This window comes from Spinactinospora alkalitolerans (assembly GCF_013408795.1).
Lineage (GTDB): Bacteria > Actinomycetota > Actinomycetes > Streptosporangiales > Streptosporangiaceae > Spinactinospora > Spinactinospora alkalitolerans.
Genome location: NZ_JACCCC010000001.1, coordinates 3,786,988 through 3,805,329, shown reverse-complemented (window position 1 = coordinate 3,805,329; position 18,342 = coordinate 3,786,988). Strand labels below are relative to the sequence as shown.

The window sequence follows — 18,342 nt, the reverse complement described above, 5'->3', positions numbered from 1 at the left end:
CGGGCGCGGTGGCCCGTTTCTTCACCGCGCGCCGAAACCATGGTCGCGTCCTGGCGCCCGCGGTGGCGGCGTGGGCGGCGCGGCGCCGGTGCGATCCCTTGATGGCCTTCGGCCGCGCGAGAGGATCGCCCGGTCACCGCGGATCCCTCCTGGGGCTGATGTCGAAGACCCCCAGTGGCCAAGGTTAAAACCCGAGTCGACCTTGTGGGCGTTATTTAAGCGGGTGGTCTTTAGCGCCCACAAGGTCAAGATCGGCGAAGCGGTCGGCCCGGCCGCTACGGTTGGGTGCATGAAGATCGACACGCCCCGCGGCCCGGCACTGGTGGACCTGGACGAGGACGCGGACGAGCCGCGCTACCTCGTGGCCATCACGCACGGCGCCGGCGGGGGCGTGGACGCCCCCGACATCGTGGCCGTGCGCGACGCCGTTGTGGCCGCGGGGGGTGCGGTCGCGCGGGTCAGCCAGCCCTACCGGGTGGCCGGGCGCAGGATGCCGGGCGCCAACACCGCGGCGCAGGACGAGGCGTGGCGGGCGGTCGTGCGCGAGCTGTGCGCGCTGGAGCGCTTCGCCGGTGCGGCGCTGGTGCTCGCCGGGCGCAGCAATGGCGCGCGGGTGGCCTGCCGCACCGCTGCGGACCTGGGGGCGAGCGCGGTCGTGGCGCTGGCGTTCCCGCTGCACCCTCCGGGTCGGTCCGGGCGTTCCCGCGTCGATGAGCTGCGCGGGACGGGCGTGCCGACACTGGTGGTCAACGGGGACCGCGACTCCTTCGGGGTGCCCGGCGCCAAGGACGCCACGACGGTGGCCGTCCGTCCGGGCGAGCGGCACGATCTCGCGAAGGACCCGCGAGCCGTGGCCGGGATCGTCACCGCATGGCTCGCGGATCACGTGGGGAATGTGTAGCGGGTGAGAGGGACGGGCGTGTCGGGCCCGTCGAGCGGACGTGCGCCGGGTCAGGCCGCGGCGCGGACGTCGGTGGGCCGGTGCGGCGCGATGATGCCGCCGTTGGGCAGCAGCTCCCCGGTGTCCTCGAACACCACGACGCCGTTGCAGAGCAGGCTCCAGCCCTGCTCGGGGTGGCAGGCGATGACGCGGGCGGCCTCTCGGTCGAGGTCGTTGAAGGACGGGCAGGCGGGTTCATGACGGCACATCGGTGTGCCTCCGGTTCGGTCGTGTGTCTGTGTGCTTCGTGTGGCCGGTGGTCCACACTCTAGTGGTGTGGACCACATTCCATCTTCATTTTGCGGCACGGGTGTGACACTCTGAACCGGCATCGCCGATCTGGCCTGGTGTGGCCCCGGCGGGAACCGCGGCCCGCCCTGCGGGATCCAACCCGGCAAGGGAGACGCTGCTCCCGCCCCTTGCGGGCCCTTGCCGTCGGCTCCCGTCAGCCCTTGGCGGCCGACGCCTCGGCGAGCCGGTCCCGGGACAGCCGGTCGGCGCGCCGGATCGGCTCGGGGATCCGGTACCGGGGCGTCAGGCGCAGTAGCAGCTCGCAGGCGCTGTCCAGGTCGACGCGGTGCCCGACGGAGACGAACACCGGTTTGACCCCGGCGCGGGTGCGCAGGGACCTGCCGACGACCTCGCCGCCGTCGAGCAGCGGCGTCCAGGACCCGCGTTCGGGGCCCGGGGCCTCGGCCCGGCCGACGAAGGCCGACTTCGCCGCCCCCAGCACCGGCCGGTCCAGCAGTACTCCCAGGTGGCAGGCCAGCCCGAAGCGGCGGGGGTGGGCCAGCCCGAAGCCGTCGCAGACGTAGGCGTCGGGCTCGGTGCCCAGCCCTTCCAGCGCCTTCAGCAGGGACGGCAGCTCCCGGAACGCGAACAGGCCCGGGACGTAGGGGAAGCGCGGTTCGGTCGCGGCCACCGCCGAGTCCACGACCTCCAGCGTCGCCGGGTCCATGACGACCGCTGCGGCGACGAGGGCGGTGTCGCCGGGCGCGTAGCTGACGTCCAGGCCGGCGACCAGCGACACCCCGCCGAGGTCCAGCGGTTCGGTCCGGACCCGGCCGGCCAGCCGCTCCTGCACCGTTGCAGCGGCCCCGGGGTCGGCCGGCCACAGCCCGCCGTCGTCGAGGCCGTCGATGATTCGGGGCACGGGGCGTCCAATCCGGGGTCGTGGTCGCGGGCTGCGCCGGATCCGGCGGGCTCCGGCGCGCAGACGCTCCAGGCTACCCGCGGACGCGCGCGGGCTCCTCCTCGGCGGTCGGCTTCGCCGCCAGCGCCTCGACCGTGCCCCACAGCGACACCACGGTGTTCCAGAACATGAAGATCGCCAGCGGCGTGTAGAAGCCGTCGAGCGCCGCGGTGCGCTCGGGGTCGCCGGTGAAGAGGGTGAGGCCCAGCAGCGCCCCGGCGCCGACCAGGCAGGCGGCCAGGCCGCGCAGCCAGGCCGCCCACTCCCGGCGCAGCCGGGCCGCGCCGCGCTTGGGCGGCCGGGGCGGGGGAGGGCCGCCGGCGAAGCGGTGGGCGAAGCGGGCGTCGGCCCACCGGATGACGCTGTGGCCGTAGGCGACGGTGAAGCCCAGGTAGAGCGCGCCGATGCCGTGGCTGGAGTCGGCGGTGCCGCCGCCGCGCAGGTGCACCGCGATCACGGTGAGCAGCACGACGTCGAGCACCGGGACCAGCAGCAGCAACACGGTGCTGGTCCGGCGCATCCGCAGCAGGTAGCGCGCTGCCAGGCCGCCCAGCACCAGCACCCAGAACATCGCCTCGCAGGCCAGGATCAGCGCCACGATCATCGGTCGGGTCCCTCCTTCTCATCGCCGGTTCCAGCGTGCCGAAGGCACCGGATCCGCTCATCGTCCGCGCAGACGAGATCGCGCTGCATCCTTGGATGTACGCGCCGGTCGCCGCGGCGTGCTGTGATGGATCCGTGTGGCGACGACCGTGGCGGGAACTCCTCGACCGGCCCGTTCTGGGTGGCCGGTCCCACCTGGGCAGCGTGCTGTGGGCAGGCGCCCACTTCGGCCTCGGTCTGCTGCTGTGGGTCCTGGACGGCTACTTCGAGCGCCCCGGCGTCGATCCGATGTGGCTGCTGGGCACGCTCGCCCTGGTCTGCGCCGCGGTGCTGTTCCGGCGCAGCGCCCCGGGAGCGGCCCTGCTGCTGGGCACGGTCGCACTGGTCCTGGACGGCGCACTGCTGGGACCGTCGGCCGGGGTGTTCATCACCTACGGCGACGTCCTTTACGCGGTCGGCGCGTGGGGGCGCAGGCGCCTGGCCCACGCCACGTTCGGCACCGTCGCCGCCCTCAACGCGGCCGTCCTCGGTGTCGGCGGCTATCTGGTGGCCACGGGGTGGATGGAGGGCGGCGGGCTGGCCCTCCTGCAGCTCCTGGGGATGTACGTACTGGTGTTCACTATGCCGATGGTCACAGGGCTGACGATCCGGGAGCACCACCTGCGCGCCGAGCTGGAGCGCCAGCGCGCCCGGCAGATCGCGCGGATGGCCGAGCTCGACCGGGGCAACGCCGTCGCCGAGGAGCGCGGGCGGATGGCCCGCGAGCTGCACGACGTGATCGCCAACCACCTCAGCGCGGTGGCGGTGCAGTCCACCGCGGCGCTGTCGATGCGGGAGTTCGACCCCGAGCGCGTCCGCCGGATCCTGTCCGTGGTGCGCGACAACAGCGTCCAGGGCCTGGCCGAGATGCGCCGGATGATCGGTGTGCTGCGCGCCGACGACAATCCCGACCTGGAGCGGGTGACGCCGCGCCTGGCCGAGGTGGACCGGCTGGTCGCCACCGCGAGGGAGGCCGGCCTGGAGGTGGTCTTCGCCGAGCGCGGCGCGCGGCGCGGGCTGCCGGCGCCGGTGGACGCGGCCGCCTACCGGATTGTGCAGGAGTCGCTGACCAACGCGCTGCGCTACGCCGTCCCCAAACGCGTCGAGATCACCGTGGAGCATCCGGGGCCCCGGGGCGGGGCCCTCGTCCTGACCGCGGAGAACGGGGCGGACAGGCAGGACGCGCCCGGCTGGGCGGCCGACCTGGGCGCCGGGGCCGGGCTGGCCGGGATGCGCGAGCGGGCCGCCCTGCTCGGCGGGGGATTCGACGCGGGGCCGGTGGCCGGCGGCCGCTGGCGGGTGCGCGCCGAGCTGCCGGTGGAACCGGGCGCGGACGAGGACGGGACGAACACCGAGACCAGGGGAGCGGGGCTGAACACGTGATCCGGATCGTCGTGGCCGAGGACCAGTGGGCGGTGCGCTCGGGGCTGGTCATGATCTTGGAGTCGGCGCCCGACATCGAGGTCGTCGCCGAGGCCGGCGACGGCGAGGAGGCCGTGGCGGCGGCGCGGCGGGCGCGGCCCGATGTGGTGCTGATGGACGTGCGCATGCCGCGCAAGGACGGTATCGCGGCCACCCGCGACCTCACGGGGACCGGCGTGGACGTGCTCATCCTGACGACGTTCGACCTCGACGAGTACGTCTTCGGGGCGCTGCGCGCCGGCGCGGCCGGCTTCCTGCTGAAGAACATCGAGGCCGATGAGCTGATCGAGGCGGTGCGCGTGGTGGCGCGGGGGGAGGGCATGATCGCGCCGGCCGTGACGCGCCGCCTCATCAAGGAGTTCGCGGCGGTGCCGGGCGGGCGTCCCGACGCCGGGCCGAGCGTGAGCCCGGCCGCGGTCGCCGAGCTCACCCCGCGGGAGCGCCAGGTCCTGGCCTGCGTGGGGGAGGGACTGTCCAACCAGCAGGTCGCGCGCCGGCTGTGCATCACCGAGACCACCACCAAGACCCACGTCAGCCGGATCCTGGCCAAGTTGGGTCTGCGCAGCCGGGTGCAGGCCGCCATCGTCGCCCAGGAGCTGGGGGAGGTCGGCTGAGCCCTGGCAGCGGGCGCCGGGGGACGCCGGGGCGCCGGTCAGGCCGGGCGCAGGCCGGCCAGCACCGCTTCGAGGCCGTCGGCGAAGCGGGCGTCGTGGTCGAGGGCCGTGCCGCGCAGCGCGGCGACGGTGGGGTGGCGGCCGTCGACCGCGGCCGGGTCGTGGCTCCCGATGCCCTCGGCGCGGACCTGGTGGATGACCGCGCCGGTCACGTAGGAGTCCAGGGTCGCCGCGGCGCGGACGACGTCGGCGCCGCTCAACCCGGCCTCGGTGAAGGCGGCGTAGTGCAGCTCCAGGGAGCGCAGCGCCGCCGTCGTGTCGGGCCTGCGGTGGATGATGAGCGACAGCGCGCCGGAGTGGCGCAGCAGGCCGGCGCGGTAGTCGTGGGCCCAGGCGCGCAGCCGCTCGTCCCAGGGGCGCTCGTCGGCCGGCGGCTGCGCATCCGGGTCCGGCTCCTCCTCGGGGTCGTCGGCGTCGGCGGAGCCGTCGGCACCGGCGGGGGAGACGTCGGTGATGTGCTCAACGATCGCGTCGAAGAGCTGCTCCTTGCCCAGGGGGAAGTGGTGGTAGATCGCCATCGCCTCGACTTCGAGGGCGTCGCCGAGGCGGCGCATGGTCAGCCCGCCCAGCCCCCGGCCGTCGATGATGTGCAGGGCTTCGGTGATGATGCGCTCGGCGCTGAGGCCCGCGTTGTTGCGACTCACACGCCCCATCCTAGACTTACCGTGTAAAGGCGCCGGGTGTGACGCACCTCCCTCCGCTCGGTGACCTCGCGCACCTCTAGAGTGGACTCCGGTGCCGCTGTCGGCACCGGCGGCGAGTCGGCGACGTGCCGGGAACTGGATTTGGAGAGCGAGCATGGGGTTGGGGAGTCGGAAGGTCGGCCCTGAGGCGCAGCGGCGCCACGCCGAGGACCAGCAGAGCGCCGAGCGCCTGCCCGAGCTGGTCGAGGCGGTCGGCGCGGCCCGACGGGAGCTGCGCGCGGCCCAGGACGCCGACGCCGGTGCCGAGGAGCTGAACCGGCTGGGCGTGCGACTGGACGCCGCGCTGACCGACGCGATGCGCGCGGCCTACGCGCGCCAGCGGGCGCTGGTGGGCCCGCGCGGCCTCGACGACCGCATCTACCGCCGCAAGCGCCTGGCCCGCCCGGAGATCAAGCAGGCCACGGCGGTGGCCGAGCAGTTGCTGACCATGCGCGAGCGCCACCGGCTGCACGGCATCGTGCGCGTCCCGCGCAGCCCGGCCGCCGTCTGAAAAGCGCGGCCGGACCGCAGGGGTGCGCGCCCGCGGATGTGCGCGCACCCGTCGACCGGTGGCAGTATCGAGGCAGGCGCCGCCTCGTGGGCCGGGTGGCCGGCGGCCGGATTGGGGGAGGTTGCAGATGCCGGATCTCGTCCGCATCGACCCAGCGTCGAAGGTGCCCCCGTACGAGCAGATCCGGGCCGCGATCGCGCACGCGGCGGCCCAGGGCGAGCTTCCCGTCGGCCACAAGCTGCCGACCGTGCGCGCGCTGGCCGAGGAGTTGTCGGTCGCGGTCAACACCGCCGCCCGCGCCTACCGCGAACTGGAGCAGGCCGGCGTGGTCGAGACGCGGGGCCGCTCCGGGACCTTCGTCGCCGCCGGCAGCGACCGCCAGCGCGCGGCCGCCCGGACCGCGGCCCGGCAGTACGCCGACGTGATCGCCGGCCTCGGGCTCGACCGGCGCGAGGCCCTCGGCATCGTCAGGGCGGCCCTGGAGCGGTAGCGGCCGCCCCGCTTCCCGCGCCCCGTGGTCAGCGCCTCGAACCGATGACCACCATGCAGTAGAAGACGAGGATGCCGATCCAGGCCAGGACCATCCCGACCCCTCCGGCGTAGCTGCCGCCGATCGCGGAGATCGGGACGGCGAACGCCAGCGACAGGATGCCCATGACGAGCCGCAGCGTGTTGCCGGACATCCCCTTGTCCGGCCGCTGCGGCGCGGGCGGGGCGCTCTGGGCCCTGGCCGCGAGGTGCTCGCGGACGCGGGCGTCGATGACGTGGTCGAGGCGTTCGGCGAGCGAGGCGGCGACGGCGTCGTCGTAGTCGGGGCCCAGCTCCCGGCTGGTCCTCAACGACGCCGCGACCTCGTCCTGGGGCACGGGCTGCTGCGACATGCCCCCAGTATGGGTCTCCACTCCCCTCCGGGCCCCTGCGGCAGCGGGATCTCAGGGATGGTTCAGGGGAATCCCTGAGCGCGTCCCGGTCCGCGCCTTTGAGCGCCGGGAGGCGACGAGGACGACCACGTTCACCGCGGCGATGCCCAGCCACAGCAGTGCGGCCCCCGCCACGCCCGCGGTCTCGGCCAGGTAGCCGGTCGCGGGGGCGCCGAACAGCAGGGAGAAGAAGGCGGTCACGCCGATCGCGGCCGTGTTCCCGGAGCGTCCGCGCCGCCCGCCGTCCTCGGCGAGCCGGGCGTCCACCTCTTCGGCGACCCGTTCGCGGATGCGGGTGTCGATGACGTGGTCGAGGCGTTCGGCGAGCGAGGCGGCGACGGCGTCGTCGTAGTCGGGACCCAGTTCGCGGCTCGTCTGCAGGGTGGCGGCGATCTCGCTGCGCGGGACCGGGTGCGCTGGTGTGGTCATGCTTTTGAGCCTGCCGCCGCGCCGACTCCGGCGCCTCCTCCTCCGGGCCGATTCCCGCCTCGGCCCGCAGGGGGAGGGCGTCTCCTCCGCCGGCGCGCGAAAGGCCCCGCGCCCGCCGGTGGGGCGGGCGCGGGGCCGAGGGCGGTGCCTGCGCCTAGCTCGCGAAGTCCAGCAGCTGCTGGGCGCGGCTGGGGTGGCGCAGCTTGGACAGGGACTGCTTCTCCAACTGGCGGATCCGCTCGCGGGTCAGGCCGAGGTGCCTGCCGATCTCGTCCAGCGTGCGGGGCCGCCCGTCCATCAGGCCGAAGCGCAGCGACATGATCGTCGCCTCGCGCGGCTCCAGGTCCTCCAGCGCCCGGCGCAGCTGGTCGGCCATGAGCTGGCGGTCGACCACCTCGGAGGCCTCGGAGGCGTCGATGTCCTCGATGAGGTCGCCGATGCGGGTCTCGCCGTCCTCGCCGATCGTGGAGTCGAGGCTGATCGGCTGGCGGGTGACGCGCAGCAGCTCCTCGATCTGGGTCGGGGTCTTGTCCAGCTCGTGCGCCAGCTCCTCGGGGGTGGGCTCGCGCCCGAGGGTCTGATGCATGTCGCGCTCCAGCCGGCTGACCTTGCTCAGCAGCTCCAGCACGTGCACCGGCAGCCGGATGGTGCGGGCGGAGTCGGCGAAGCCGCGCTGTATGGCCTGCCGGATCCACCACATCGCGTAGGTGGAGAACTTGTAGCCCTTGGCGTAGTCGAACTTCTCGACCGCGCGGATCAGGCCGAGGTTGCCCTCCTGCACGACGTCGAGCAGGGACATGCCGCGGTCGCTGTACTTCTTGGCGACCGAGACCACCAGCCGCAGGTTGGCCTCCAGCATGTGCGACTTGGCCCGGCGGCCGTCCTCGGAGACCCACTCCAGGGCCTCCCGCTCGGCGTCGGAGAGGTCCTCGGGCTGCGGCGCGCCGTCGACCAGGCCCAGCTTGTAGTCGGCGTACAGGCCGGCCTCGATGCGCTTGGCGAGGTCGACCTCCTGCTCGGCGGTCAGCAGCTGCCGGCGGCCGATCGCCTTGAGGTAGGTGTGGACGGAGTCGCCCATGGCCGGGGACTGGTCGTCCAGGTCGGCCTCGGGGATCTCCGGTTCCGGTGCCGCGGCCTTGGCCCCGCGGGGTCCGACGGTGTTGGGACCGGGCCTGCCGGTCTCGAGGGCCTCCTCCAGCGCGTCGTCGTCGGTGTCGGCGTCCACGGACTCCACGGCGCCGCCGTCGCTCTCGTTGGCGAGCCGCACTCCGGCGTCGGTGAGTTCGCGCAGGATGGAGCGGCCATCGGCCGGGCTGATGCCGGCCGAGGAGAACGCGGCACGAAGCTCCGTGAGGGACAGGTGTCCCTGGGAGCGCCCCCGCGTGATCAGCTCTTCCAGAGCCGCCGACGCAGCGTTGTCGACTGCGGTTTCCGCCACCGTGGGAGAAGTGGCCAGGGCAGTGCGCGACATGAGGGCACCTCCCTCCCTTCCAAGACGTCAGGCGCGCGGCGGCTAGGAGTTCCGCCGTCTTGGCGCGCCATTATGTCCAACGTGTCAGAGAGTCAAATGTTCCCGATCTCGATTGGATATCGGCGGTAGTGTCATACGTCACGCCTCCAATGGTGCGGGAATGGTCCCGAGGGCGGGTAAGGGCGCCCGCACACTACTCTTCCATGGAAACCGATGTCCGCCGCACGGTCCGGCGGAGCTCCGCGGACATGGGGCCCCGGCCGCTCGCCACGTGTCTTCGTCTGGTCCGCACCGCCGCCTCCTTCGCCCGGATCCGAGCGGTTGAATGGTAGACGCCCGCGGGGTCCGCTGAGTTCCCCCCGAAGGCGTAAAGACCTGTTCCGGCCGCTCGGCGTGCTGCTTCTTCTGCCCCATCCGGATCGGATCATTCCCCCCGGCCGGCCGCGGCGGGCGAGCGCAGCGCCTGGAGGTCGGGCTTTCCCGAGGCCAGCAGCGGCAGCGCCGGGCGCAGGTCGAGCTCGCGGGGGGCCGCGTAGGCCGGCAGGTGCGCGCGCACCCACGAGCGCAGCTCCGCCAGCGACGGAGGGGCGTCGCCGGCAGTGGGCACGACGACCGCGGTGACCCGCTGCCCCCACTCCGGATCGGGCCGGCCCACCACGGCCGCCTCGGCCACGGAACCGAGCCGGTTCAGCAGTGCGGCGACCTCACCGGCCACCACCTTGTGGCCCCCGGTGTTGATGACGTCGTCGACCCGGCCCCGGACGCGCAGCCGGCCCTCGCCGTCCAGGCGCCCCAGGTCGCCGGTGCGGAACCAGCGCCGGCCGCCCTCGTCGCGCAGGTGCTCGGCCGTCAGGTCGGGGCGCAGCCGGTAGCCGCTGAACAGCACCGGTCCGGCCAGCAGCACCCGGCCGTCGTCGCCGATCCCGGCGGTGACGCCGTCCAGGGCGACGCCGTCGTAGACGCAGCCGCCGCAGGTCTCGCTCATGCCGTAGGTGGTGACGACCCGGCCGCCGGCCGCTCGGGCGGCCTCCAGCAGCCCCTCGTCGGCCGCGGCCCCGCCCAGCACGATCGTGCCGAACAGCGACAGGTCGGCCCCCGCGGCCAGCAGCCGCCGAAGTTGGGTGGGCACCAGCGACACGTGCGCGCGGTGCCGGGCCGCCACCGCCATGGTGTCGGCGGCGTCGAAGCGCCGGTGGATGGGCTCGGTCCCGGCGGCCAGGGCGCGCACGATCACCTGCAGGCCGGAGATGTGGCTGGTGGGGAGCGCGCACAGCCACGCGTCGCCGGGGCCGGCGCCGATCCGCTCGATCGAGGCGCGGGCGGAGTGCAGCAGCGCCCGCGCCGACAGCTCCACGCCCTTGGGCGTGCCCGTGGACCCCGATGTGGCGATGACGAGCGCGGTGTCGTCGGCGATCCCGGCGCCGCCGGCCACGCCGGTGACGCCCTCGGGCGTGCGCACCGTGGCCGGGCGCATGGCCTCCAGCAGCGCTCGCACGCGCGGGGGCGGGGTGTCGGCGGCGATGGGCAGCAGCGCGGGGCCGCGCCCGGCCAGGGCTTCGGAGAGGAGTTCGGTGAGCAGGGCTCCGTCGAGTCCGACCACCGCCTGCAACGGTCGGTTCAGCACGTTCACCAAGGTTAGACCCGCTTCGGCGGGGTGCGGCAACAGCGGGGCGGCGGCGGGGCCGCTGCGCTGCGGGAGCGGGGGAGGAGCCGCCTTGTGCCCAACCCGCCGGTAATGTGTGAAGGCGCTGGTCGTACAGTGCTCTGTGGCGGGGCCGTTAGGGTTGTCCCCCGAAGAGCGGAGTGTTTCGCCTCGGCTGCCGGTCCCTGACGTGCGGCCGGGCGTGCGCCCCCTGCCGCAATGTGGCGTCAAGGAGAGGCAAGAGCGTGAGCAGCGTGATCGACTGGCAGCGGTCCGGAGACTACACCGACATCATCTACGAGACCGCCGAGGGCATCGCCAAGATCACGATCAATCGGCCGGAGCGCCACAACGCCTTCCGCCCGCAGACGCTCTTCGAGCTCCAGGACGCGTTCAACGCGGCCCGCGACGACTCCGAGGTGGGCGTCATCATCCTCACCGGGGCCGGGGACCAGGCGTTCTGCTCCGGGGGCGACCAGAAGATCCGCGGCGACGACGGCTACATGGGCGACGACACGGTGGCCAGGCAGGGCATCGGTCGGCTCAACGTCCTCGACCTGCAGGTGCAGATCCGCCGCCTGCCCAAGCCGGTGATCGCCATGGTGGCCGGCTACGCGATCGGCGGCGGGCATGTGCTGCACGTCTGCTGCGATCTGACCATCGCCGCCGACAACGCCCGCTTCGGCCAGACCGGCCCCAAGGTCGGCTCCTTCGACGGCGGCTACGGCTCCTGGCTGCTCGCCGAGACCGTCGGCCTGAAGAAGGCCCGCGAGATCTGGTACCTGTGCCGTCAGTACAGCGCGCAGGAGGCCCAGGACATGGGCCTGGTCAACACCGTCGTCCCCCTTGAGCGCCTGGAGGAGGAGACCGTCACCTGGGCGCGCGAGATGCTGGAGAAGTCGCCGCTGGCGCTGCGCATGCTCAAGGGCGCCATCAACGCCAAGAGCGACGGCGCCGCCGGCATGCAGCAGTTCGCCGGCGACGCCACCATGCTCTTCTACATGAGCGAGGAGGCCCAGGAGGGCCGCGACGCCTTCAAGGAGAAGCGCCGCCCCGAGTTCGACAGGTTCCCCCGGCGCCCCTAGCCCCTGCGCCGATCTTGATCTTGTCGGCCCGAGTCGGCCCAGAGCGCGTCGGTGGAGTCCGAAGGGCCGGGACCGGCGGGAGGAGGAGCGGCGTGGCACAGCCCCCACCGCGGGACGCCGCCGGGCGGGCGTTCGCGATACCGATGCGGACCCGGTTCCGCGGCGTGGCCTCCCGCGAGGGCGTCCTGGTGCGCGGAGCGGCCGGATGGGGGGAGTTCTCCCCGTTCGCCGAGTACCCGCCTTCCGAGTGCGCGCGCTGGTGGGCGGCCTGCCACGAGGCCGCCGAGCTGGGCTGGCCCGCCCCGGTGCGCGACCGCGTCCCGGTCAACGTCACCGTGCCGGCCGTCGGACCGCGGCAGGCGGCCCGGATCGTCGCCGAGGGCGGCTGCCGCACCGCCAAGGTGAAGGTGGCGGAGAAGGGGCAGAGCGAGGCCGAGGACATCGCCAGGGTCGAGGCGGTGCGCGACGCCATCGGCGCCGGCGGCAGGGTGCGCATCGACGTCAACGGCGCCTGGGACGTCGACCGGGCGGTGCGCATGATCGGCGAGCTCGACCGCTTCGACCTGGAGTACGTGGAGCAGCCGTGCGCGACGCTGGAGGAGCTCGCGCGGGTGCGCCGGCGGGTGGACGTCCCGGTGGCCGCCGACGAGTCGATCCGCCGGGCCGAGGACCCGCTGAAGGTGCGCGCGGCCGGAGCCGCCGACGTCGTGGTGCTGAAGGTCCAGCCGCTGGGCGGGGTCCGGGCCGCCCTGCGGGTGGCCGAGGCGTGCGGCCTGCCGGTCGTGGTCTCCAGCGCGGTGGAGACCTCCGTCGGGCTCGCCGCCGGCGTCGCGCTGGCCGCGGCGCTGCCGGACCTGCCCTACGCCTGCGGTCTGGCGACGATGCGGCTGCTGGAGGCCGACGTGTGCGCCGAGCCGCTGCTGCCGGTCGACGGCCACCTGCCGGTGCGCCGCCCCGAGGTCGACCCGCGCCTGCTGGCCGACGTCGAGATCGAACCGGACGCCTGGCTGGAGCGCATGGCCGCCGCCCGCCGCGAATGGCGGGCGCGCGCGGGGGAAGTGGAAGCGGGGAAGCACGATCGCACCGGCTGATCGGGCGCAGTCGGCGGCGGTCCGGCGTCCGGCCCGGACGTGAGGCTTCGCTCATCCCCGCGCCGGATGAAGTCGCCCGAAACACCCGTTGTCAAGGGATGGAGTGCCAGTGATGCAGACCGTCGCTTCGCCGGTGGCGGCTGCGCGGCGCCCGCCCCCGGCGCCTCCGATGCGGGTCGGCCCGCGCCGGTTTTGCGGGTATAACTGGTTAGTCTTGACGACAAGAGAGTGCGAATGAACCCGTCTACCGCCCTGGCGCGTGTCCTCGTCGACGAACTGGCCCGGTGCGGGCTGGCCGAGGCCGTCGTCGCGCCGGGGTCGCGCTCCACTCCGCTGGCGCTGGCCCTCGTCGCCCACCCCGACATCCGCGTGCACGTCCGCATCGACGAGCGTTCGGCGTCGTTCCTCGCGCTCGGCCTGGCCCGCGCCTCACGGCGCGCGGTGGCGCTGGTGTGCACCTCGGGCACCGCCGCGGCCAACTTCCACCCCGCGGTGCTGGAGGCCGACCAGAGCGGGGTCCCGCTGCTGGTGCTGACGGCCGACCGGCCGCCCGAACTGCGCGGGACCGGCGCCAACCAGACGATCGACCAGATCGGGCTCTACGGCTCGGCGGTGCGCTCCTTCACCGAGGTGGGGGTGCCCGACCCGGTGGCCGGCATGGTCGCCTACTGGCGCTCGCTGGCCTGCCGCGCCTGGGCGGTCGCCGGCGGCCGCCACCCCGGGCCGGTCCACCTCAACCTCGCGTTCCGCGATCCGCTGGTCCCCGACGACTCCTCGCAGCCGTGGCCGGAGCCGCTGGAGGGGCGCGGCGACGGCCGGACCTGGATCCGGACTCGGAGCCCGCTCGACGAGCCCGAACCCCTGGTGCTGCCCCCGGTGCAGCGCGGCGTCATCGTGTGCGGGGACGGCGACTACGACCCCGTCCCCTACCTGGCGCTCGCCGCTGCGACGGGGTGGCCGCTGCTCGCCGAACCCACCTCCAACAGCCGGCGCGGCGAGGCGGTCTCGACCTACCGCCAGTTGCTGGCCGTCCCGGAGTTCGCCGCGGCGCACGAGCCGGAGATCGTGGTCAGCGTCGGGCGCCCGGGGCTGTCCCGGCAACTGCTGGGCTACCTGCGCCACGCCGCCCGCCACGTGGTCGTGGGCGAGCCGCGGGCGTTCGCCGACCCGGTGCGCACCGCCACCGACATGGTGCCGGCCGTGGCGGCCGCGCCCGACGCCGACCCTGGCACGGCGTGGGCCCGCTCCTGGCAGGAGGCGGAGGCCGCCGCGCGCGCCGCGATGGACGCGCTGCTCGACGGCGAGGAGTCGCTGAGCGAGCTGCGCCTGGCCCGCGACCTGGCCGGCCACCTGCCCAACGGCTCCCTGCTGTTCGCCGGTTCCAGCATGCCGATCCGCGACCTCGACGCCGCGATGCACGCCCGCTGCGGCGCCAGGTTCATCGGCAACCGGGGGGTGAGCGGGATCGACGGCACGGTCTCGACCGCGATCGGCGCCGCACTGGCCCACCAGCGCGACGGCGGAGGCGGCGGGTTCGCCCTCATCGGCGACCTGGCGATGCTGCACGACCAGAACGGCCTGATCCTCGGCCCCGGCGAGGCCCGGCCCGACCTGGCGATCTTCGTCGTCAACAACGACGGCGGCGGGATCTTCTCCGGTCTGGAGCAGGCCGGCCACCCCGACTTCGAGCGCGTGTTCGGCACCCCCCACGGGGTCTCCATGGAGCGGGCGGCCGCCGTCGCCGACCTGCCCTACACCCGCCTGGAATGGGCCACCGACCTGCCCAAGACCCTGCTGGGGGAGGGACTGCGCGTCGTCGAGGTCCGCACCGACCGCACCCGCTCCGCCGCCCTGCGCCGCACCCTCCAGGAGGAGGTCCGCCGAGCGGTGACGGGGTGAGGCCCGAGGCCGCCGCGCGCCCGGAGGGTGTCCGGTAAGAGACACAATCATCACCCTCGGCACGCGCACCCGGATGGTTCTGGTCCGGGACCTTGGCCCCGGAACCGGAGAAATCCCTGGCCATGGACTTGAGAGGGAGGCGGGGAGCGGCGCGCGGTGCCGGATCCGCTCGTGCGGGGCCGTCGGCGTCTCCGGAGCCCCGCGCTCGGCGGTGTGAGTCGGCGCACTCTTCTGTATTCTGCACTTAATGCACGTGCATCTGCATTGGCAGATGCGCTTGCTGATGCACATGAAAGAAATGGAGGGGGCATGGCAGAGGAGCGCGAGCGCGATGAGAAGAGGAACGGGGAGAAGGAGCCCGGTGGGCGGCGGCGCGGGTTGCGGAATGCGTGGCCGTCCCGGCTGCTACCGGGGATCGTCCTCCTCGCCGTCCGGATCCTGTGGGACGTCTTCCAGCCGTGAACCGGGAGGGGCCGAGGCCGCTTTCGGCGGAGCCCGCAACGGGGAGCGACCGTCCCCGGGTTGAGAGGGATCGGCCGGGTCGGGGATGCTGGGCCGCATGACGGTCTCCACGACACACCACGTGCTGCACATGACGTCGCTGCGCCAATGGCGGGAGCGCGGCGGGGAGCTGGTCCCGGAGTCCCTGCGCACCGAGGGGTTCGCGCACGCCTCGCCCGATGCCGACACCATGCTGGCTGTGGCCAACGCCTTCTACCGCAGGGTGAGCGAGCCGCAGGTCGCGCTGGTCCTGGACACCGACCTGCTGGACGCCGAGGTGCGCTGGGAGGCCGCCGATCCCGCGCCGCCGCCCGGCGTGGCCGCGGACGTGCGGTTTCCGCACGTCTACGGGCCGATCCCGGAGAAGGCCGTCGTCGGCGTGCGGCACGCGCGCCGCGACCCCGGTGGCGTGTTCACCGCCTTCGAGGAGCGCGGTGCGACCGCGGAGGCGCTCGACCTGCTGCCGCACCCCGAAGGCGGCTGGTACCGCTCCACGTGGCGCTCGCCGGTCGAGGTCGCCCCCGAGGGCTACCCGGGCGGCCGCCCCACCGCCACCGGAATCTGCTTCCTGCTCGGCCCCGGCGAGTCCTCGCGCTGGCACCGGGTCCGCTCCGACGAGGTGTGGGTGTTCAGCCGCGGCGGCCCGCTGATCCTGTCCTTCGGCGGAACGGGGCGGCGGCCGGTTCCCGGACGCGAGGCCACCCTCGGCCCGGCCGTGGAGTCCGGGCAGCTACTGCAGGCCGTCGTGCCCGCGGGCACCTGGCAGAGCGCCCGCCCCGTCGGTGCCGAGGAGAGCGTGGCCGGCTGCTTCGTCTCGCCCGGCTTCGACTTCGCCGACTTCGAGGTGGAGCCGCAGGAGCGGTAGGGGCGGCGGGCGCCGGGGCCGCTCCTCCGGCCCTTTGGCCTTTTGCGGCCGACCTCGGTTGGCCATTGCCGATATATATCGCTTGCTGATATATACCGAGTATGGCATTGCGAGAGCAGAGTTACCTGATGCTGCTGGCCCTCACCGAGGGGCCGCGGCACGGCTACGCGATCATCACGGCGGTGCGTGACCTCTCCGACGGCCGGGTGCGCATCGGCGCGGGCACCCTGTACGGCGCGCTGGACCGGCTCTCCGGTGAGGGGCTGGTCTCGGTGTCCAGGGAGGAGATCGTCAACGGCCGCAACCGCCGCTACTACCGGTTGACCGAGGACGGGCAGCGGGTGCTGGCCGAGGAGACCGAGCGACTGGCGCGCCTGGCCGCGCTCGCCCGCAGGCTCCTGGCCCCGCGCCCGCAGCCGGGGATGGGAGCCCTCTGACCATGGACCGATACGAATGGGAGCTGCGGCGCGCGCTGCGCTGGTACCCCCCGCACTACCGGGAGCGCCACGGCGAGGAGATCATCGCCACCGCACTGGAGCTGCGCGAGCTGGACGAGCTGGAGGTGAGCCGGGCCGAGCGGTGGGGTCTGGTCAAGGCCGGGCTGCTCACCCGGCTCAGGGAGCGCCCGCCCTTCCCGCGCTGGCTGGCCTACCGGCTCCTCGGCGTCCGAGTGCCGTTCCGGTACCGGATGTGGGTCCGCGACGAGGTACTGGGGCGCTGGTTCGGCCTCCGGACGTCCGCCACGTCCCTGTCCTTCTACTTCCTGCTCCTCATACCGTTCTTCTGGCTCACCGGATCCGGTGAGAGCGTCTACACCGTCTTCTTCGAGCCGAGGGACGTGTACTCCTTCGGGGTCGACCTGGGCAGCGTTCCGCTGGCGGCCGTGATAGGTGTCTGGGGCGGGGTCACCGTCGCGCTGACGTGGGCGACGCTGGGGTTCGGGCGCCGCAGGATCCTGCGCAAGCACGGCTTCCACCCCGACGGCACTTCCCTGGAGTGGACCCGGCAGAGGTGCCCGGACGGCCGCATGCACCGGCTGCCCGACTGACCTGCACCGCTCCCGCCTTCCGCGGATGCGCGTCCGTATCGCGGTTCAGTCCGTCAGCGCCCCGCGCATCACGCGGAACTTGGAGTCGGCCTCGGCGAGTTCGGCCTCGGGGTCGGAGCCGGCGACGATGCCGCAGCCGGCGAACAGCCGGGCTCGGCGCCCCTCGATCTCGGCGCAGCGCAGCGCGATCCCCCACTCGCCGTTTCCGTGCGCGTCCACCCAGCCCACCGGGCCGGCGTAGCGGCCGCGGTCCATGCCCTCCAGCTCGCGGATGACCCGCATCGCCGTCGCCGTGGGGGTGCCGCCGACGGCGGCCGTCGGGTGCATCGCGGCGACCACGTCCAGGGTCGAGGCCCCGGGCAGCAGCGTGGCGCGCACGGGCGAGGCCAGGTGCTGCACGTTGGCCAGCCGCAGCAGTTCGGGCTCCTCCGACACCTCGATCGCCGAGCACAGCGGCGACAGCGTCTCGCGCAGCGAGTCGACGGCGTAGCCGTGCTCCTCGACGTCCTTGTCCGACCCGGTCAGCTCCGCCGCCAGCTCCCCGTCCCGCTCGCACGTCGCGCCGCGCGGCCGGGTCCCGGCCAGCACCAGGGAGGTGACCGCGTCGCCCTCGCGCCTGATCAGCAGCTCCGGCGTCGCGCCGACCATCCCGGCGACGGAGAAGGCGTAGCAGTCGGCGTAGTCGCGGGTCAGCCGGGCCAGCAGCGCCCTGGCGTCGATGTCGGAGTCGGCCTCGGCGTGCGCGTCGCGCGCCAGCACGACCTTGTCCAGGTCGCCGCCGCGGATGCGCGCCACGGCCGAGGCGACCGCGTCGCCCCACTCCGGTGTACTGAGCGTGCCCTCCGACCAGTGCAGCGGCCCCACCGGCCGGACCGGGGTCATCGCGGTCAGGATGTCGCTGGGGTGGGCCCCCGGGCGGTCGCAGACCGTGGTGAGCCAGGTCCGCCCGCCGCGCCGCCCCACGATGACGCGGGGCAGAACCAGGGTGGAGTCGGGCGAACCGGGGTCGAAGGTGAAGCCGCCGAAGACGACCGGCCCGGTGCCGGGCAGCCCCACGGCGTCGTCGATGTCGGCGCCGGACATGATCGCCGACAGCCAGTGCGCCGCCGCCCGGAACCGTTCGGCGCCCGAGCCGTCGCTCTCGGCCGGCAGCGTCAGCCGGGCGGCCTCGCCCCAGGCGACCAGTCCCTCACCGCGCCGGATCCACGCCAGGGGCGTGCGCTCCGGCAGGTGGGTGAGGAGATCGCGGCCGTCCGGCAGGGCGACGGTGCGGACGGTCAGCTGCTGCGGCGTTTCAAGGGCGACACTCACGACATTTCAGTGTAGG

Annotated in this window: 21 protein-coding genes; 12 read left to right on the top strand and 9 right to left on the bottom strand. The window is 73.9% G+C overall.

All coding sequences use genetic code 11. From position 1 onward, the window contains the following. Positions 1–289 precede the first annotated feature (289 nt). Positions 290–901, top strand: coding sequence for an alpha/beta hydrolase family protein (locus HDA32_RS16900; RefSeq protein ID WP_179644108.1), 612 nt, complete (start codon positions 290–292; stop codon positions 899–901). 50 nt (positions 902–951) lie between these two features. Here the strand turns inward: HDA32_RS16900 and HDA32_RS16895 are convergent, their stop codons facing one another. The 3 genes from HDA32_RS16895 to HDA32_RS16885 form a co-directional block, all read right to left on the bottom strand. Further along, a complete protein-coding gene (locus HDA32_RS16895; RefSeq protein WP_179644107.1) occupies positions 952–1,149 on the bottom strand; it encodes a DUF5999 family protein in 198 nt (65 codons plus the stop codon). A 236-nt stretch (positions 1,150–1,385) separates the two neighbouring features. Continuing rightward, positions 1,386–2,093, bottom strand: a complete 708-nt coding sequence (locus tag HDA32_RS16890; RefSeq protein WP_179644106.1) for an endonuclease V — start codon at positions 2,091–2,093, stop codon at positions 1,386–1,388. 73 nt (positions 2,094–2,166) lie between these two features. Beyond that, positions 2,167–2,736, bottom strand: a complete 570-nt coding sequence (locus tag HDA32_RS16885) for a hypothetical protein (RefSeq protein WP_179644105.1) — start codon at positions 2,734–2,736, stop codon at positions 2,167–2,169. A 134-nt stretch (positions 2,737–2,870) separates the two neighbouring features. Here HDA32_RS16885 and HDA32_RS16880 point away from each other — a divergent pair, with 134 nt between their 5' ends. Beyond that, a complete protein-coding gene (locus HDA32_RS16880; protein WP_312863214.1) occupies positions 2,871–4,157 on the top strand; it encodes a sensor histidine kinase in 1,287 nt (428 codons plus the stop codon). Next, positions 4,154–4,810, top strand: a complete 657-nt coding sequence (locus tag HDA32_RS16875) for a response regulator (protein WP_179644104.1) — start codon at positions 4,154–4,156, stop codon at positions 4,808–4,810. Before HDA32_RS16880 ends, HDA32_RS16875 begins: the two co-directional genes overlap by 4 nt. A gap of 38 nt (positions 4,811–4,848) precedes the next feature. Here the strand turns inward: HDA32_RS16875 and HDA32_RS16870 are convergent, their stop codons facing one another. Then, the gene (locus tag HDA32_RS16870) at positions 4,849–5,523 is read right to left on the bottom strand and encodes a TetR/AcrR family transcriptional regulator (protein WP_179644103.1); all 675 of its coding nucleotides are present in this window, start codon (positions 5,521–5,523) and stop codon (positions 4,849–4,851) included. Between the two features lie 145 nt (positions 5,524–5,668). Here HDA32_RS16870 and HDA32_RS16865 point away from each other — a divergent pair, with 145 nt between their 5' ends. Continuing rightward, positions 5,669–6,064, top strand: a complete 396-nt coding sequence (locus HDA32_RS16865) for a hypothetical protein (protein WP_179644102.1) — start codon at positions 5,669–5,671, stop codon at positions 6,062–6,064. A 127-nt stretch (positions 6,065–6,191) separates the two neighbouring features. Then, positions 6,192–6,554 carry a GntR family transcriptional regulator gene (locus HDA32_RS16860; protein WP_179644101.1) on the top strand — a complete coding sequence of 121 codons (363 nt, stop codon included), beginning with the start codon at positions 6,192–6,194 and terminating at the stop codon, positions 6,552–6,554. A gap of 28 nt (positions 6,555–6,582) precedes the next feature. On the opposite strand, the gene HDA32_RS16855 is transcribed toward HDA32_RS16860, so the two are convergent. The 4 genes from HDA32_RS16855 to HDA32_RS16840 all read right to left on the bottom strand — a co-directional run bounded on the left by HDA32_RS16855 (position 6,583) and on the right by HDA32_RS16840 (position 10,508). Continuing rightward, a complete protein-coding gene (locus tag HDA32_RS16855) occupies positions 6,583–6,945 on the bottom strand; it encodes a hypothetical protein (protein ID WP_179644100.1) in 363 nt (120 codons plus the stop codon). Between the two features lie 51 nt (positions 6,946–6,996). Continuing rightward, entirely contained in the window at positions 6,997–7,413 is a 417-nt protein-coding gene (locus HDA32_RS16850) for a hypothetical protein (RefSeq protein WP_179644099.1), read from the bottom strand. Between the two features lie 154 nt (positions 7,414–7,567). Next, on the bottom strand, positions 7,568–8,884 hold the full coding sequence (locus HDA32_RS16845; RefSeq protein WP_179644098.1) for an RNA polymerase sigma factor: 1,317 nt from the start codon (positions 8,882–8,884) through the stop codon (positions 7,568–7,570). A 424-nt stretch (positions 8,885–9,308) separates the two neighbouring features. Continuing rightward, the gene (locus HDA32_RS16840; protein WP_179644097.1) at positions 9,309–10,508 is read right to left on the bottom strand and encodes an AMP-binding protein; all 1,200 of its coding nucleotides are present in this window, start codon (positions 10,506–10,508) and stop codon (positions 9,309–9,311) included. A 263-nt stretch (positions 10,509–10,771) separates the two neighbouring features. On the opposite strand from HDA32_RS16840, the gene menB reads away from it, so the two are divergent. From menB to HDA32_RS16805, 7 genes are all read left to right on the top strand, one after another. Continuing rightward, positions 10,772–11,611: a 1,4-dihydroxy-2-naphthoyl-CoA synthase gene (gene menB / locus HDA32_RS16835; RefSeq protein WP_179644096.1), complete on the top strand. Its 840-nt coding sequence runs from the start codon at positions 10,772–10,774 to the stop codon at positions 11,609–11,611. Between the two features lie 92 nt (positions 11,612–11,703). Next, a complete protein-coding gene (locus HDA32_RS16830) occupies positions 11,704–12,702 on the top strand; it encodes an o-succinylbenzoate synthase (RefSeq protein ID WP_312863212.1) in 999 nt (332 codons plus the stop codon). A 234-nt stretch (positions 12,703–12,936) separates the two neighbouring features. After that, complete coding sequence (gene menD, locus HDA32_RS16825; protein ID WP_179644095.1) at positions 12,937–14,601, top strand: 2-succinyl-5-enolpyruvyl-6-hydroxy-3-cyclohexene-1-carboxylic-acid synthase; 1,665 nt, start codon at positions 12,937–12,939, stop codon at positions 14,599–14,601. 309 nt (positions 14,602–14,910) lie between these two features. After that, positions 14,911–15,063: a hypothetical protein gene (locus tag HDA32_RS16820; protein WP_179644094.1), complete on the top strand. Its 153-nt coding sequence runs from the start codon at positions 14,911–14,913 to the stop codon at positions 15,061–15,063. A 97-nt stretch (positions 15,064–15,160) separates the two neighbouring features. After that, positions 15,161–15,967, top strand: a complete 807-nt coding sequence (locus HDA32_RS16815) for a cupin domain-containing protein (RefSeq protein WP_246334385.1) — start codon at positions 15,161–15,163, stop codon at positions 15,965–15,967. A 101-nt stretch (positions 15,968–16,068) separates the two neighbouring features. Beyond that, positions 16,069–16,404 (top strand): PadR family transcriptional regulator, encoded by a 336-nt coding sequence (locus tag HDA32_RS16810; protein WP_179644093.1) that lies wholly within the window; start codon positions 16,069–16,071, stop codon positions 16,402–16,404. 2 nt (positions 16,405–16,406) lie between these two features. After that, positions 16,407–17,015 (top strand): hypothetical protein, encoded by a 609-nt coding sequence (locus HDA32_RS16805; protein WP_179644092.1) that lies wholly within the window; start codon positions 16,407–16,409, stop codon positions 17,013–17,015. A 45-nt stretch (positions 17,016–17,060) separates the two neighbouring features. On the opposite strand, the gene HDA32_RS16800 is transcribed toward HDA32_RS16805, so the two are convergent. After that, on the bottom strand, positions 17,061–18,326 hold the full coding sequence (locus tag HDA32_RS16800; RefSeq protein ID WP_179644091.1) for an isochorismate synthase: 1,266 nt from the start codon (positions 18,324–18,326) through the stop codon (positions 17,061–17,063). Positions 18,327–18,342 lie beyond the last annotated feature (16 nt).